Here is a 15,989-nt window from a genome sequence, read left to right as displayed (position 1 = left end):
GAATTCCTCCGAGGCGCTCGGTTCGTTGGACGAATCGTCCCGGTGGTATATCAATATACCGGACAATTGCCGGACGAAACCCTGTTACTGGTGGCCATTACCATATTCGCACGTTAGCTGACGTATCGCACCAGATTCGGACTCGACGGGAGCGGTCTCGCCAAGCGATCGGTCACTCGAGTTCCCGTTCGATCGTCGCTCGGCGGTCGCGGATCTCGGCCGCGTCGGCCGTCAGCGTCCGACCGGCGTCGATCGTGAGTCGACCGTCGTCGGTCGCCGAGCCGAGTTCGACGACCGGTGCGATGCCGTCGAACGCCTCGCGGACCGCCTTGGGCGACTCCGTCTGGACGAGCGCGCGTCCCGGCTGTTCGTGGAACAACGCGCCCGCCGGATCGTCGCTCGGAATCGACACCTCGAGACCGGCGTCCTCGGTAACCATCTCGGCGAGCGCGACGGCGAGCCCGCCGTGGCTGACGTCGTGAACCGCGAGCGTCGCGTCGTCGTTCGCGACCGCAGCGAGGGTCTCGACGACGGCCGCTGGATCCGTCGGGAGTTCGGGGAAGGCGTCGCTGCCGCCGAACTGTGCGAGGAGTTCGGAGCCGCCGAGGCGCGGTTCGCCGGTCACGAGTCCGAGATCGCCGACGAGGAGCAGGTCGCCCTGGGACTCGACCGACAGCGGCGGCGCGTCGTAGCCGTCCGTCGAACCGACCATCGCCAGCGTCGGCGTCGGCGGGATCGGTCCCGCGACGGAGTCGTTGTACAGCGAGACGTTCCCACCGACGACCGGCGTAGAGAGGGTTTCGCACATCTCGGCGAGCCCGTCGACGGTCCCCTCGAATCCGCCGTAAACGTCCGGTTTCTCCGGATTGCCGCCGTTGAGACAGTCGACCGCGGCGAGCGGAGTCGCGCCCTTGGCCGCGATGTTGGTCGCGTTCTCGAGGGCGACCGCGCGAGCACCCTCGTACGGTGCGACGGCGGTCCAGTTCGGCGCGGCACCGGCGGAAAGCGCGAGACCCTGTTCGGCCTCGCGAACCGCGATGATCGCCGCGTCGTCGCCCGGCCCGACGCTCGTGCGAACGCCGACCTCGTGGTCGTACTGCCGGTAGACCCACCGCTTCGAGGCGGTGTTCGGACTCGAGACGACGGTTTCGAACGCGTCCTCGAGATCGACGTCGGGGCGGTCCGTCTCGGGTTGCTCGGGCGGTTCGGACGCGAGGTCGTTCATCGGCGCGCCCTCGCCGAGGAAGTAGGCGTCGACGTCGACGACCGTCTCGCCCTCGAACGTACAGGTGTAGTTGCCGTCGGTGACCTCGCCGATAACGGAACAGCCCAGATCGAACCGCTCGACGATCTCGCGAACGCGGTCGACGTTCTCCGGTTCGACCTCGTAACACATCCGCTCCTGGGATTCCGCGAGGAGGATCTCGACGGCGTTCATATTCGACTCGCGCTGGTGGACTCGCTCGAGTTCGATGTGCGCGCCGAGGTCGGCCTTGGCGACCATCTCGCTCGAGGCCCCGCCGAGGCCGGCGGCGCCGAGGTCTCGTGCCGATTCGACCAGGCCCTCGTCGACGAGGGCCTCGTTGGCCTCGACGAGCAGCTTTTCGGCGTACGGATCGCCGACCTGGACCGCGGGTCGGTCCTCGGTCTCGGCGTCCTCCGCGAGGTCCTCGCTGGCGAAGCTCGCGCCGCCGAGCCCGTCCCGGCCGGTCCCGTTCCCGACGAGGACGAGTTTGTTCCCTGGCTCTTGTGCTTCGGCGGTGACGAGGCGCTCCTCGGTCGTCAGGCCGACGCAGGCGACGTTGACCAGCGGGTTCCCCTCGTAATCGGCGTGGAAGTCGACGCTGCCCGCAACCGTCGGAACGCCGATACAGTTGCCGTAGTGGCTGATGCCCTCGACGACGCCCTCGAAGAGGTACTTCGAGTGGTCGTCGTCGAACTCGCCGAAGTACAGCGAGTCCGCGAGCGCGATGGGGTAGGCGCCCATCGAGAGCGTGTCCCGGACGATGCCGCCGACGCCGGTCGCCGCGCCGTCGAACGGGTCCACGTAGGAGGGGTGGTTGTGGCTCTCGATCCCCAGCGTGATGTAGGTCTCCTCGTCCAGTGCGACGACCGCCGCGTCGTCGCCCGGCCCGACGACGACCTGCTCGCCCTCGCTGTCGAACGCCGACAGCAGCGGTCGCGAGGAGCGGTACGCGCAGTGCTCGCTCCAGAGGTTCTCGAACAGCGCCGCCTCCGCTCGAGTCGGCTCCCGCTCGAGTTCGGCGACGACGAGTTCGCGGTCCGAATCGGCAAGACTCATTCACCTAGGTGGTGAAAGCCGGCCGGTAAATGGGTTTCCATATGCACGTTCGTGTATTAACCGAGAGGGTCGGCGGCGTTCGTGACCCGGGCCGAGTCGACAGGCGAGATCGGCGCTGCGGAGCGACCGGGCGACTCGCTCGGCGTCCGCTTATCGGGGCGCTTTTGATCAATCGCGCAAAACGATCGTTCGTGCTGTCGGTCGAACTCCACACGCACTCGTCGCTGTCCTACGACGGCCGCGACCCGGTCGAGCTCATTCTCGAGCAGGCCGAGGCCGTCGGTCTCGACGCGATCGCGGTGACGGACCACGACGAGATCGACGCGAGTCTCGAGGCCGCCGAGCGCGCCCCCGACTACGGGCTGGTCGGCATTCCCGGAATGGAGATCTCGAGCAAGGCGGGCCACGTGCTCGGCCTGGGGCTCGAGGAGGCCGTCCCGCCGGGGCTCTCGTTCGAATCGACGCTCGAGGCGATCCACGACCAGGGCGGGCTGGCCGTCGTTCCGCATCCGTTTCAGGAGTCCCGCCACGGCGTGATGGCCCGCATCTCTCGCGACCAACTCGCCCTCGGCGACGCGATCGAAGTCTACAACTCCCGGCTGTTTACGGGCCGGGCCAACCGACAGGCCGAGCGCTACGCCCGGTCGCGCAACCTGCCGATGACCGCCGGCAGCGACGCCCACATCAGCGAGATGGTCGGGCAAGCGGTCACCCGCGTCGACGCCGACGAGCGCTCGGCGGACGCGATCCTCGCGGCGATCGCGGCCGGTCGAACCACCGTCGAAGGGAAACGAACGCCCTGGCGGATCAGCGTTCGGCAGTTCGCCGGCGGCGTCACGCGACGATTGAACCACGTCTTCAGCCTGTTCAAATGATCGGCACTCGACCACCATGACCGACGCTCCGCTCCGCGGTGCCGACGCGACGACCGTCCGCGACGCCGTCGAGCGCGGCGACCCGCTCCCGGGAACGAGCGGGTTCGCGGGAGAGATCGACGGACGACTCGTTCGAGACGTGCTCGGACGAGTCCCCCTGTTCGTCGACGGCGGCGCCGAGAGCGACCGCACCGCGCCGACCTGGGCGTTCGAGCCGACCGCGCTCGAAGACCCCGTGCTCTTTCCGGCCGGCGCGGTCGCGCCCCCGGACGGTCCGGTCCCGGAGCCGGAGTCCCACTGGCCCCTGCCGGACCCCGAGCCCGATCCCCGCGAGGCCGCCCTCGAGACCCTCGAGCGCGCGATCCGGACCGCAGCCGGGCGCGTTCGGCGGGACGACCGCGAGATCGCCGTCGCCTTCTCCGGCGGCGTCGACTCGGCGCTCGTGGCCGAACTGCTGGACGCGCCGCTGTACGTCGTCGGCTTCCCCGACAGCCACGACGTCGCGGCCGCGCGGTCGGCCGCCGACGCGATGGATCGGGAGCTGACGATCGTCGAACTCGAGCCGGCCGATCTCGAGCGCGCGGTCCCCGAGGTGGCGCGAGCGACCGGCCGCACGAACGCGATGGACGTCCAGATCGCGCTCCCGCTGTACCTGGTCGGCGAACGCGTGGCTGCGGACGGGTTCGACGCCCTGGCCGTCGGGCAGGGGGCCGACGAACTGTTCGGCGGCTACGAGAAAGTCGTCCGGCTCGACCACCGGGTCGACGCCGAGACGGTTCGCGGAGCCGTCCGGGAGCAAGTTCGGAGCCTCCCGGACCAGCTCCCGCGGGACGTCCTGACGATCGAGGCGACGGGGCTCGAGCCGGTCGCCCCGTTCCTCCACGACGACGTGGTCGACGCGGCGCTCCGACTCCCGGACGACCTGCTGGCCGACGCGGACGAACGGAAGCGCGGCTTCCGACGCGTGGCTGCCCGGCACCTGCCGGACGAGGTCGCCGGCAGGGACAAGAAGGCGGTCCAGTACGGCAGCCTCGTCGCCCGCGAGCTCGACCGGCTCGCGCGGCAAGCGGGCTACAAGCGCCGAATCGACGATCACGTCATCAAGTACGTCTCGTCGCTGCTCGCGGACGCGAACGGCCGGGCGGACTGACCGGTGACCGATTATCGCTGATCGACCGTCTCGCCGTTCGGCTCAGGACGGCAGCGGACAGAGGCTCGCCGTGAAGATCGCGGGCTCTTCGGTCTCGTTTCTCGCGCCGTGGCTGACGCCGCGCTCGTGGTGGACGACGCCCGGCGCGTCGATCGCTTCGCTCTCCCCGCCCCGTATCACGGTCACGCTCCCCTCGAGCACGTGGAAGACGTTCGTGCTCTCCCCGTGCTCGTGGGGCTCGAGTTCCGCACCCGGTCCGAGGGCGAAGGCTTTCACGAGGACGTCGTCGCTGACGACCAGTTCCGCGGTCTCGACCTCACCGTCGGCCGGCTCGAGGCCGGCGATCGAATCGGCGTACGTATCGAGCATATCGAGTTGGTTCGACGGGTCGCACTATAACGTCGGGGGAGACGGCGACTGACGGGGGACACCGCGGCGACGCCGACGAGACGCGATCAGTTTGCGCCGCGGGTCGCAGGTTCCGGGGATCTCGAGGGGGTCGCGTGTCGAAACCGGCCGCATACGGGGTTCGGTGACTGTAAAAGAGAAACGAGAGCGGCTGCGACGGGTTCGGGTCCGACCCCCTGACTCGGTCAGTCTTCCGTCTCGGTCGGCAGCTTGTTCGCCGGTTCGTGCGTGACGTTCTCCGAGACCGTCCGTCGGTTTTGCTCGCCGATCCGGTCGGCGACCTCGCCGACGACGTCCTCGAGGTGGCTCTGGACCTCGCTGTCGTCGTCCTTGACGAGCGCGCCCTGGCTGCCGTCGGCCCCGAAGTCGGGGTGGATCGGAATCCGACCCAGCAGCGGCACGTCGTACTTGTCGACGATGGAGTCCGCACCGCTGGTCCCGAACAGCCCGTGCTGGTCGCCACAGGACGGACAGATGAAGGAACTCATGTTCTCGACGACGCCGAGTACCGGCGTGTCGTGTTTGTTGAACATCTGAATCCCCTTCCGGGTGTCGTCCAGGGCCATCTCCTGGGGCGTCGTGACGACGACCGACCCCGTCACCGGCATCGACTGCAGCAGGTTCAACGTCGCGTCACCGGTCCCCGGCGGCAGGTCGACGATGAGGTAGTCCAGACGACCCCACTCGACGCCCTCGAGGAACTTCATCATGAACTTGTTGACCATCGGACCGCGGAGGATGGCGGGATCGTCGTCTTCTTCCATCATCATGCCCATGCTGATGATGCGAACGCCGTCCGAGCGGGGCGGGACGATCTCTTCGTTCGGCGTGACGCCGGGATCGCTCTCGGGGGGGAGGATCTGCGGGACGTTGGGGCCGTGGATGTCGGCGTCGAGCAGGCCGACCATCGCACCGCGTTTCTCGAGGCCGGCCGCGAGGTTCGCCGCGACCGTCGTCTTGCCGACGCCGCCTTTCCCCGAGGAAACGGCGATTACGTTGCGAACTCGCGGGAGAACCTCGTCGTCGAAGCCGTGCTCCTCGCCGACGTGTGCCCGGAGGTCGGCCTCGAGACCGGCGTCCTCGATGACGTCGCGGATCCGGTTGCCGAGCTCGAGCTCCGAGGGGGCGTACGGCGCGTTGAACGCGAGCGAGATCCGGGCCGTCTTGTCGTCGATCGTGACGTCGTTGACCAGTCCCAGCGAGACGATGTCCTCGCCGATGTCCGGGTCCTCGACCTCCTCGAGTTTGATTTCGAGTTCGTGTTCTGTGAGACTCATAGTGACTGTGTGCTAGCCGAATGGAGGGCCCGGAACGGCATACGTGTGATGGTTCGGAACTCGAGCGTCGTTACAGCAGCGAGCGGAAAAAACGAAACCGGGTGTTCGAACGCGATACGACGACGGTTACGGCGGGCCGACGCTGCTGATCGGCTCCGGCGGGCCACCGTAGAAGACGATGCCGATCAGGACTGTCAGAACGAACATCCCGACCCACATCGACGTCGTCAGGCCGACGAGGTAGCTCACACCGAGCAGTCCGGACTTCGTGTCGCGGGGTTCACCGAGGAACCAGGCCGCGAGCATGATGTAGACCGGGACCAGAATGACGGCGAAGATGATCCAGGTCCCCTCGTTGGCGAAGCCGGTGAAGCCGGTGGTACCGTCGTAGCCGTGGTAGAGTAGTTCCAACGGAATGGTTGTCAGTGCTGAACTCATGCTTCCACCTCCGGTTCGGTCGCTTCCTCACTGTGCTCGTGGTCGCCGCGCAGGTGTTCGATCGCGTGGAGTTCGACCACCGGGACGAGCTTCGAGAGGTTGAGGAATAAAAGTGCCACCAATCCGACCGTCCCAACGAGCGAGAGCCACTCGATCGCGCTCGGGAAGTAGGTCCCGGGCGTATTGGCGTAGATGTCGAACGTCGGGTGCAGGAATCCTTCGACGACGAACAGGATCTTTTCGGTCAGGGTCCCCATGAGGATGATGCTGCTGGCGACGAGCGCTCGCTTCTTGCTGAACAGGGCCGGACGGATCCCCTGCAGGAAGATGTACACGAGCGTGCCGAAGATCATCGCCATCGCAACTTGGTAGACGGGGTGGGCGATCTTCGCCTCGATCGCGACCGCCTTGTTGGTCGGTCCGAGGAAGACGCCGTTGATGATCGTCTGAAGCTGGAACCACAGGAACAACAGGGTGAAGAACCCGAGCCACAGGAGCAGCCCGCGGAAGATGTCGTCGGTGATGATGTGGTCCCAATCGTAGGCACGACGGAACGCGTAGGAGATGATCATTATGCCACTGATCGCCGACATCAGGGCGATACTGAGGAACATCGGTCCCTGAATCGCACCGGTCCAGCCGGGCATCGCCGGCAGGAGCGCGAACAGCCACGGGATCACGCCGCCGTGGAGCAAGAGCGGGGCCATGATGATGACTGCGGCGGCGAGCCACCAGACCATCCGATCGATGACCTGATCTTCTTTCTCCGTGTAGCCGATCGTCATCACCTTGTAGACCGGCTCGAACATGTCCGGCAGATCGTCTCGCAGGCGGTTGACGTCGTAGCGTAGCGTCAGGCCGAGATAGGTCGCCGACAGCACGAAGTACGCCGTGATGACGGTCACGTCCCACACCAGCGGCGAGTTGTTGACCGTGATGTGGTAGTGGCCGATGACGCTCGTGACCATCCGGTCCGGACGGCCCATGTGGACCAGAATGTAGAAGCCGGCGGCTGAGAGGCCGCCGATCGTCGTCATCTCCGCGAGCCGGGCGACCGGCATGTACCGGTCCATATTGAGCAGGCGGACGGCGGCCGAGAGGATGATGCCGCCGTGAGCGACGCCGACCCACCAGATGAACGCGCCGATGTACAGCCCCCACGTCGAACCGCCACCGCTGCCCCAGTCGCCGAGGCCGGTGACGATCAGGCCTTTCTGGAGCTGGTAGGCCCAGGCGACGAGGAACGCGACGAGGCCCAGTGCAGCCGCGCCGTACAGGATGAAGTACTTCTTCGTGAGCGTGTTGATCGGGCGGAGGATGTCCTCCTCCGTCGGCGTCTTGGTGCTCATAGCGACACCCCGTCGACGCGACCGACGGTCTCCTCGTCGAGGTACTCCTGCCGCTTATCGAGCAGTTCCATGTCCTCGTACTTGGTCGGACCGGGGACCTGTTGGGCCTCCGGTCCGGGCTCCTGCCCGAGGTACGTGACGTTCGGGTTCGTCCCGATGTCCTCGAGCAGCTGGAACGAGGACGGCTTGCCCGTGTACTGGTGGAGTCGGAACTGCGCCTGCTGTTCGCTTCCGTCGCCGAGTTGCAGTTCGTCGAGGGCCTCCTCGCTCTCGAGGTCGACGTACTGTTCGAAGGCTTCGACGGCGGCGATGATGTCCTGTTCGCTACTGAGAATCGTGTTGTTCTCTTCGTCGCCGGGCTCGGTCCCCTCGCTGACGATTTCGATCGCCTTCATGACCGCGAGGATGTCCTCATCGAGGCCTTCGACGTTCCCGATCGCGGTCTCGAGGTCGTCGCCGTCGCTGAGAGCGCTGTCGATGGCGTCCGCCGACGGTGCGGATTTGCTGCTTTCCGTCCCGTTCGTCAGGTGGACGATCGCGCGACTCTTGCTCGGGTGCTCGCGGTGCTGCGACGGATCGCTTTTCTCGTCTTTGACGTTGCCGAACTGAATCGCGTCCGGCGGACAGGCGCTTTCACACGCCGTCGTCCCGACTTTCTCCTCGCCCTGTTTACCGTCCTGCATGGACGGACACATGGTACACTTGCTCATCGTGCCGCGGGGGGCGCGGCTGTCGACCCACCGTTTCCCGTATTCGTACTCGGCGTGCGTGATCTGATCCGGGTTCTCGGGGTCTTCGAGACCGTCGATGTCCTCGTACGCCACGTCGGGTTCGTCCCACTGGAAGTAGTTGACGCCGTAGGGACAGGCGACCTGGCAGTACCGACACCCGATACAGACGTCGTAGTCGGTCAGCACCAGCCCGTCCTTGTCGCGGGTGTGACGTGCTGTGGTCGGACAGACCTTCTCACAGGGTGCGTCCGTGCAGTGCTGGCACGGCCGCACGAGCATGTTGAAGTCGCTCCCCATGTTGAAGTCGGTATACCCACCGGACTCAGGCACACCGGCGCCGCCCTCGGGGGAGTGGTTGAGCTCGTCCTCCCAGGCCATGACGTACATCCAGTTGACCCCCGCGTCGAGGTCGTTCTCATCGGAACAGGCCTTCATACACGAGAGACAGCCGTCACAGCGCTCGAGGTCGATCGTCATCCCCCACTGGAGGTCGCGTTCCTCGGTCGTCTCCTGGCGGGGCCCGTGACCACCTTCGGCCGCGGTGAGGCTCTGCTCGGGACCGTCCGAAACGGTGCCAAACGCACCCATCCCGACGGCCGCCGCGCCGACGCCCATCTTCTTCATCGTCTCGCGGCGGGTCTCCTCGCCGTCGCCGTCGAAGGCGTCGAGCATCCTGGAGGCGGTTCCCTTGGCCTCCTCCTGGGCTGCCTCGTAGGCCTCTTTGGTCGGGCGCTCGTCCTCGCCGAACTCCTCCATCACGTCCTCGTGATAGCGCTCGTGGAATTCGGCCTCGGAGAGCTCGCCCTTGGTGACCCGCATCGCGTCCTGAGCCATTTCCATACCGAGATCGCTGTCGTACTCGGTATCGTCGAGCATCGTCTCGAGTTCGTCTTCCCACTCCTCGCCGAGCGGGTGGAATGATTCGTCGTCCGTACTCATTAGATCAGAACACCTCTGAATATGACGTTGGTGCCATGCTGGTTGTACTCGAAAGCATGCACTTGAAGTCGTTCATTTGTAGTCCTCACTCCGCGTCTCACAACCGAACTCGGATGAAGTATGGAGTCGATTTCCAGCACATGAGAATCAATGCGAACATATTCGGTACTACAAGTATCGGGTGGCGCAGACGCCGCACAGCAGGAACTGCTCAGGTGCTCGCGAGCTGCTCTTCGAGCGGTTCGTCGTTGTCGATGTTCGGCAGGTCCTCGACGAATCGCTTGACGATCGCCTCCTCGGCCCGATGGAGGGTCTCGCTACAGGTCGATTTCGCGATGCCGAGGTGGTCGGCCAGTTCGGTTAGCGAGGATCGTCGCGGGGTGTCGTAATACCCCTCTTCGACCGCCGCGGCGATCACCTCGAGCTGGCGCTCCGAGAGTAGCTGGCTCTCGTGGAGGCGCTCGCGGACGTGTTCGATCCGGTACTGCAGTCCGAAGTGCTCGAGCTGTTCGGCGAGTTCGGCGAGCCGTTCCCGGGAGCCGGTGACCTCGATCGTCGCCTCGCCGTCCCGGATTTCGACCGGGAGTTCGATCGGCATCCCCGACTCCCGAGAGGAGAACATCAGGAGGGGTGCGGTCGTCTCGAAGTGGACCGTCGCCTCGTTGTCGCTCCACTGTGCCAGCGAGAGTTCGGTGAGCTGGGGGTGATCGTCCATGGCTTCGACCACCTCGGGGACCGCCGAGCCGGCGATTCGGACGAGGGCGAAGCCGGTCTCGGAACCGGGGACGGCCGCGAGCACCCGGAAGGTAGACTCGGGATAGTCCGTCGATATCTGCTGAATCCAGACCTCCTCGGGCATCGTGAGGGTAAGAGTCGCTTGGGCCATACGAACGTGTTCCGGTCGACACTACGTACCGATGGCTACGAATATGTTCGCCGAATTCCCGTCGGCCGGGAAGTCCGACAGTCGCGAACAGGTTCGGACGAACGCCCAACCGGCGGCGGATCGAAGACGAAACCGATGGCAACCGAAACGACGGAACGAACCCTCGACGTCAGGGAGATCGACGGTCCGCCGTTCGACCTCATCGTGGCCGCGCTCGAGGACCTGAGAGCCGAGCAACGACTGCGGCTGATCGCCCCGTTCGAACCGGAGCCGCTCTACGACGTTCTCGACGACCGCGGGTTCGTCCACGAGAGCGAGGAGCGCGACGGCGGCGTCTGGCACGTGCGCATCGAACAGACGTAATCGAGGAGTCGATCGGTCACCACCCGAATACGTTCGCCCAAACGTGCATGCAGCGCCCATCCCGAACTCGAACTGCATGACACGACTCGACGTCAGGGACATCCCGCCGGTGAATCGCCACCCGACCATCCACGACGAGTTCGAGGCCCTCGAGCCGGGTGAGACGCTGACCATCGTCAACGACCACGAACCCAAACCGCTGTTCTACGAGTTCGAAGCCGAGGTCGACAGCTTCGACGCCGACGGCTACGAGGTCGAACAGGTCGCTCCCGACGAGTTCGTCGCAACGTTCCCGAAAGTGGACGCGTAGCGTCGAGGACGAGTACGCCTCGTCGCTCCTCGCACAGCCGGACTACAACCGAACACGTACGGGACGAAAGATAGCTACCGAGGAGCCGAATCAGCACGCATGTCGTCACCCGTCACTGTCGTCGACCGCACCGATGCACCGAGCGATCGATCGCAGGAGACCCTCGACGTGCGATCGCTCGGGCCGCCGAACCCCCTCCAGCAGACCCTCGAGTTGCTCGTCGAACTGCCCGACGACACGGTCCTAGTCCAGCGCAACGATCGCGTTCCCCAGTTTTTGTTCCCGAAACTGGACGATCGCGGGTACCGCTACGAGACGATCGAGCGCGACGACGACGTCGTGACCGTCATCTGGCGTGACTAGCGCCGATTCCCGTCTGCCGATCCGATCGGCGACCCGTCGCCCCGAACCGCCAGTTCGCAGGGTGACCGTGAGTGTAGTGATCTTCGACAGATGAGAGCTGTTACAAACCGACGACGATTTGCAGACCTGCTCGCAACGACGACCGTCGCAGCGTACGTTCTCGTCGCACTCGGGACTGCGGTCTCGACGACCGATAGTGCAGCGAACTGTTCGACTTTACTGACGTGTTCGTCCGATTCGGGCCTCGGCTCGCTGACTGGCGAGGTGCTGCTCTTCTGGGGCCACCGTGTCGCGGCCCTCGTCACCGGCGCCCTCGTCGCCGCGTCCGGACTCGCCGTCAGGCGAACCGCAGTCGATCGCCGCGTGGCCCGGCTCGTCGGCTGCGTCGTCGTTCTCTTCCCCGTCCAGATCGTGATCGGAGCCGCTATTCTCGTCGGGAGCCCCGCCATCGCGAGTACGGTTCATCTCGCACTCGCGATGCTCATCTTCGCCTGCCTCCTCGTCGCGCTCGTCCGAACGCTCGAGGACCACCCACGCGAGGAAGCGGCACCGGGTGGGAACGCAGCGCTCTCGATCGCGGGGGACCGGTCGGAACCCGTTTCGGCGACCGGCGACGACGATCCCGGGGAGACGACGATCTCGAGCGAGCGGCCGAACGGGTCGTTCGCCCGTCTCCGGCGGACGGCCGGCGCGTACCTGACGCTCACCAAACCGCGGTTGATGTGGCTGCTCTGCCTCGTCGCACTCGCCGGGATGGGACTGGCGACGCTTACCGGCGCGTCGCTCGAACCGACGACTGCGATCGCCACCCTCGCCGGTGGCGTCCTCGCCATCGGCGCGAGCGGAACGTTCAATCACGTCCACGAGCGCGACCGCGATCGGCGGATGAACCGAACGAACGGCCGGCCGCTGGTTCACGACATCGTCCCGGCCCGGAACGCCATCGTGTTCGGGGTCGCACTCGTGGCGACGTCGATGCTGGTACTCGTGACGTGGGTGAACGCGCTGGCGGCGGCGCTTACCTTCGCGGCGATCGTCTACTACGCCGTCCTCTACACGGTCCTGCTGAAACCCAACACTGCCTGGAACACAGTTCTCGGCGGCGGTGCTGGAGCACTCCCCGCAGTTATCGGGTGGGCTGCCGTCACCGGAACCGTCGGCGCGCCCGGGCTCGCACTCGCAGCGGTGATCTTCCTGTGGACGCCCGCGCATTTCTACAGCCTCGCGATCGCATTTCGCGACGATTACGCGCGCGGCGGCTTTCCGATGTACCCCGTCGTCGAAGGCGTCCCGGCGGCACGTCGACACGTCGCGTTCTATCTGGGTGCGACGTTGCTGGCCGCGAGCGTTCTCGGTTGGGTTGCCGGGCTGGGCTGGGTCTACGCGGTCACGTCCATCGCTCTGGGTAGCGTCTTCCTGCGGTCGGTGATCAGTCAGTACCGCACACCGACGGACGAGGTCGCGCTCCGCTCGTTCTACGTCTCGAACTACTACCTCGGGGCGATCCTCCTCGCGATCGTCCTCGAGACGCTCGTCGTCGCCGCCTGACCGGGCCGCGAGCGCACGGTGCCGTCTTTCGCCGCACTGACGTCCCGGTCGTGCGTAACGCCGCCCGAGAGTGCAGCGACGTCCCTTTTATACGCCCGTCCGAACACGTACAGTCGCACATCCACCGACCGAGAATCATCGTTTCCATTGAACCAGTGTCCCCACAGAGACATTCGTGAGGATCACGACCCGATCCAGCCGGCACTGCCAACCTCGTCGAACTCGATGGCGAGTGAATCGTCTCCCGACCCCGTCACGACTAAAATCATGACACCCATCTCCCGCCGTGCTGCGCTTCGGTCGTCCGCCTGTGCGATCGGCCTCGCACTCGCGGGCTGTCTCGACGATATCCCCGGTCGCTCGAGCGACGGGGAGGAAACGCCGCCCGAGGACGCCGGGGAGCTGGGCACCCCTGCCGAGGGAATCACCGTTACGGCGAACTCGCGGCCGTATCCGGAGTTCGAGCCCCAAATCGTACACATCGTCCCGGGCGGTACCGTCGAGTGGCTCGTCGAGACGGGGCGCCACGACGTCACCGCGTACCACGCCGACGGTCACGGCCCTCACCGATCCCCCGAGGGTACCGAGCCCTGGGGAAGCGACCGGCTCACCGGCGTGGGCTCGGCCTACGAACACACCTTCGACAGCGAGGGTGTCTACGATTACGTCGACACCCAGCAGGTCTGTACGTCCCACGAAGTCGCCGGGAACGTCGGCCGCGTCGTCGTCGGCTGGCCCGATCCCGATTCGGAACCCGCGATGACGGAACCGCAGTCAGAGCTGCCGTCGCAGGTCGCCAAGGCGATAACCCTCTTCAACGAGGAAAGCCGCCCCGTCCTCGAGGCCGGGCCGTGAAAAGTGGCGGTCGCGACGACGCGGCTCGAATCGGCTCACCGGCGTCGAACACCGGAGATCGTACCGAACATATTCGATGATTTCTAAGCGGATGGGAATCCAAAGATCGCTTTAGCTCGTACAGCGCCGATCTCTCGACGAGACGATGACCCCTACAGACGTACCCCTCGACAGGCGGACGTTCTTGCGTGTGGCGGGTGCGACGACCGTCGCTGCCTCCCTCGCAGGGTGTTCGCAACTGAATCGGACCGACGACTCGGACGACGGACTCGTCCTCTCGCCGCCGGAGAACCACGATCGGATCGAGAACGCGGACCTCCCACACCCGATCTACGGGGAATCGATACCGGAGGTGACCGTCCCGGCCCCGCTGCACGACCGGGCGGTCACGACCACGGAGTTCGCCGGCGAGCGTCACTCGATGCTGACGTTCATCTACACCAGCTGTACGACGGTCTGCCCCGGTCTAACCGCGGCCCTACGGCGCGTCCAGGCCGACGCGACCGAGCGGGGCTACGAGGACGAGGTCGCGTTTCTCCCGTTTACTTTCGACCCCGAGTACGACACCGCCGAGGTCCTCGAGTCCTACGGCGAGACGCTCGGGGTGGACTTCGACCCTGGCAACTGGTACTTCCTGCGGCCGGAGACGCCGGACGACGCCAGGACGATCGTCGAAGACACGTACGGCGTGGCGTTCGAGCAGGGTAACGAGTCGGACGATGGTCGCATGGGGGACGACCACGACGAGGATGGCGACCACGCCCGCCACTTCGTCCACACGTCGTTGATCCTCCTCGTCAACAAGGACGGGCGCGTCGAGCGGGCCTACACCGGTGGCTCCCCCGGCGGGAACGAGATCGTCGAGGACGCACGTGCCGTCGTCGAGGGGTGGTAACCCATGCGCCGTCGCGAGGTACTCGCGGGTGCCGCCGGCCTCGCCGTCCTCGGCGGCGGCGCGGTCGCGATCGGCGAGTGGACCCCCCTCGAGAGCGACACGGCTATCGAACCGATCGAACTCGAGACGATCGACGCGCCGGGAAGCGACGCCGGCACTGCGATGGTTCCCGAACGCGGGCGGGTGACATTCGTCGAACTGTTCGCCACCTGGTGTACCGTTTGCGAGGGGATGATGGAGCCCCTCGCGGACGTCCACGCCGAGGTCGGCGGGGACGTACAGTTCGTCTCGGCGACGAGCGAGCCGGTCGGGAATACCGTCACCCGTGAAGACGTCGCGACCTGGTGGCGCGACCACGACGGGAACTGGCCCGTCGCCCTCGACACCGACCTCGAGTTGACGGAGGCGCTCGACGCCTCCGGCGTTCCCTACGCGTTCGTCCTCGACGAGACGAACGCCGTGACCTGGTCCGGTCGAGGGGCGAAATCCGCCGACGAGATCCGAACGGCGATCGACGCTTCGCGGGGTGAGTGACGTGGCGAGCGGCGGACTGCTCGGCACTATGTTGTTCGCCCTCGGCATCGGCGTCGCCACGTTTTTTTCTCCGTGTGCGTACGCGCTGCTCCCGGGGTACGTCGGGTACTACGTCGCCGCGACCGGTGAAGAGACGAAACCTCCGCTGTCGGGAACGCTCGTCCGCGGACTCGCGGCAGCCACCGGCGCAATGGCCGTGCTCGGCGTCCTGTCGCTCGCCGCGATCGCGGCCGGCGAGACGGTCGGGCGAGCGCTGCCCCTGCTCGAGTACGGCGTCGGCATCGCACTGATCGGACTCGGTCTGTGGGTGGTCTTCGGTGGGAGCGGTGCCGTCCACGTCCTCCTGCCCGAGCGGCGCTCGACCGTCCTGGGGTTCGGCCTCTTCGGCGCGATGTACGCCCTCGCGGCGACGGCCTGCGTCCTGCCGCTGTTTCTGGGGCTCGCGCTCCGCTCGCTCAGTATGCCGCCGCTCGAGACGGCGCTGGTGCTGGGGACGTACGCGTTCGGGTTCGGCACCCTGACGGTCGCGATGACGGTCGCCACGGCGTTCGGGTTCGCCCTCGGGGCCGGTCGTATCGCGGGCTACGTCGAACGGGTCGTCCGCATCGCGGGCGTCGTACTGGTGGTTGCCGGCGTCGGCCAACTGTACGTCGCTGCGGTCTGACGCCGACCACTGCCCCTCGTTTTGCTCGATCGGGCCGACGAGCCACGGGACTCCACTCGACCCAGCGCGATCTACGTTTCACGGGAATATGTGCGGGACAAC

General features: G+C 66.2%; 17 protein-coding genes. 10 read left to right on the top strand and 7 right to left on the bottom strand.

Translation table 11 applies throughout. The features are described 5' to 3' along the window. Positions 1–172: 172 nt before the first annotated feature. A complete protein-coding gene (purL, locus tag BMX07_RS05960; RefSeq protein WP_090615300.1) occupies positions 173–2,302 on the bottom strand; it encodes a phosphoribosylformylglycinamidine synthase subunit PurL in 2,130 nt (709 codons plus the stop codon). A 191-nt stretch (positions 2,303–2,493) separates the two neighbouring features. Between purL and BMX07_RS05955 the strand changes: the two genes are divergently transcribed. Together BMX07_RS05955 and BMX07_RS05950 are read left to right on the top strand one after the other, a co-directional pair. Next, entirely contained in the window at positions 2,494–3,177 is a 684-nt protein-coding gene (locus BMX07_RS05955; RefSeq protein ID WP_090615296.1) for a PHP domain-containing protein, read from the top strand. 16 nt (positions 3,178–3,193) lie between these two features. Then, on the top strand, positions 3,194–4,327 hold the full coding sequence (locus BMX07_RS05950; protein WP_090615294.1) for an asparagine synthase C-terminal domain-containing protein: 1,134 nt from the start codon (positions 3,194–3,196) through the stop codon (positions 4,325–4,327). Positions 4,328–4,369: 42 nt separating this feature from the next. Here the strand turns inward: BMX07_RS05950 and BMX07_RS05945 are convergent, their stop codons facing one another. From BMX07_RS05945 to BMX07_RS05920, 6 genes are all read right to left on the bottom strand, one after another. Then, on the bottom strand, positions 4,370–4,696 hold the full coding sequence (locus BMX07_RS05945; protein ID WP_090615290.1) for a cupin domain-containing protein: 327 nt from the start codon (positions 4,694–4,696) through the stop codon (positions 4,370–4,372). A 224-nt stretch (positions 4,697–4,920) separates the two neighbouring features. After that, positions 4,921–6,012, bottom strand: a complete 1,092-nt coding sequence (locus BMX07_RS05940; protein ID WP_090615286.1) for an Mrp/NBP35 family ATP-binding protein — start codon at positions 6,010–6,012, stop codon at positions 4,921–4,923. Positions 6,013–6,138: 126 nt separating this feature from the next. Then, a complete protein-coding gene (locus tag BMX07_RS05935) occupies positions 6,139–6,450 on the bottom strand; it encodes a hypothetical protein (protein WP_090615282.1) in 312 nt (103 codons plus the stop codon). Then, on the bottom strand, positions 6,447–7,799 hold the full coding sequence (gene nrfD / locus BMX07_RS05930) for an NrfD/PsrC family molybdoenzyme membrane anchor subunit (RefSeq protein WP_090615279.1): 1,353 nt from the start codon (positions 7,797–7,799) through the stop codon (positions 6,447–6,449). The genes BMX07_RS05935 and nrfD overlap by 4 nt, the downstream gene beginning before the upstream one ends. Further along, a complete protein-coding gene (locus BMX07_RS05925) occupies positions 7,796–9,469 on the bottom strand; it encodes a 4Fe-4S ferredoxin N-terminal domain-containing protein (RefSeq protein ID WP_090615276.1) in 1,674 nt (557 codons plus the stop codon). The genes nrfD and BMX07_RS05925 overlap by 4 nt, the downstream gene beginning before the upstream one ends. 211 nt (positions 9,470–9,680) lie before the next feature. Then, complete coding sequence (locus BMX07_RS05920) at positions 9,681–10,355, bottom strand: helix-turn-helix domain-containing protein (protein WP_090615273.1); 675 nt, start codon at positions 10,353–10,355, stop codon at positions 9,681–9,683. Between the two features lie 135 nt (positions 10,356–10,490). On the opposite strand from BMX07_RS05920, the gene BMX07_RS05915 reads away from it, so the two are divergent. From BMX07_RS05915 to BMX07_RS05880, 8 genes are all read left to right on the top strand, one after another. After that, the gene (locus tag BMX07_RS05915) at positions 10,491–10,718 is read left to right on the top strand and encodes a DUF2249 domain-containing protein (RefSeq protein WP_090615271.1); all 228 of its coding nucleotides are present in this window, start codon (positions 10,491–10,493) and stop codon (positions 10,716–10,718) included. Positions 10,719–10,794: 76 nt separating this feature from the next. Then, complete coding sequence (locus tag BMX07_RS05910; protein WP_090615269.1) at positions 10,795–11,028, top strand: DUF2249 domain-containing protein; 234 nt, start codon at positions 10,795–10,797, stop codon at positions 11,026–11,028. Between the two features lie 99 nt (positions 11,029–11,127). Then, a complete protein-coding gene (locus BMX07_RS05905; RefSeq protein WP_090615268.1) occupies positions 11,128–11,391 on the top strand; it encodes a DUF2249 domain-containing protein in 264 nt (87 codons plus the stop codon). 90 nt (positions 11,392–11,481) lie between these two features. After that, the gene (gene cyoE, locus BMX07_RS05900) at positions 11,482–12,939 is read left to right on the top strand and encodes a heme o synthase (RefSeq protein ID WP_090615267.1); all 1,458 of its coding nucleotides are present in this window, start codon (positions 11,482–11,484) and stop codon (positions 12,937–12,939) included. A 267-nt stretch (positions 12,940–13,206) separates the two neighbouring features. Then, a complete protein-coding gene (locus tag BMX07_RS05895; protein WP_090615264.1) occupies positions 13,207–13,794 on the top strand; it encodes a cupredoxin domain-containing protein in 588 nt (195 codons plus the stop codon). Positions 13,795–13,939: 145 nt separating this feature from the next. Continuing rightward, positions 13,940–14,689: an SCO family protein gene (locus BMX07_RS05890; protein ID WP_090615261.1), complete on the top strand. Its 750-nt coding sequence runs from the start codon at positions 13,940–13,942 to the stop codon at positions 14,687–14,689. Positions 14,690–14,692: 3 nt separating this feature from the next. Next, positions 14,693–15,223, top strand: coding sequence for a TlpA family protein disulfide reductase (locus BMX07_RS05885; RefSeq protein WP_090615258.1), 531 nt, complete (start codon positions 14,693–14,695; stop codon positions 15,221–15,223). Position 15,224: 1 nt separating this feature from the next. Beyond that, positions 15,225–15,887, top strand: a complete 663-nt coding sequence (locus tag BMX07_RS05880) for a cytochrome c biogenesis CcdA family protein (RefSeq protein WP_175480104.1) — start codon at positions 15,225–15,227, stop codon at positions 15,885–15,887. The last annotated feature ends 102 nt before the right edge of the window (positions 15,888–15,989 follow it).

Source organism: Natrinema salaciae (genome assembly GCF_900110865.1).
GTDB classification, from domain to species: Archaea; Halobacteriota; Halobacteria; order Halobacteriales; family Natrialbaceae; genus Natrinema; species Natrinema salaciae.
This window is presented reverse-complemented; position numbering and strand designations above follow the sequence as displayed.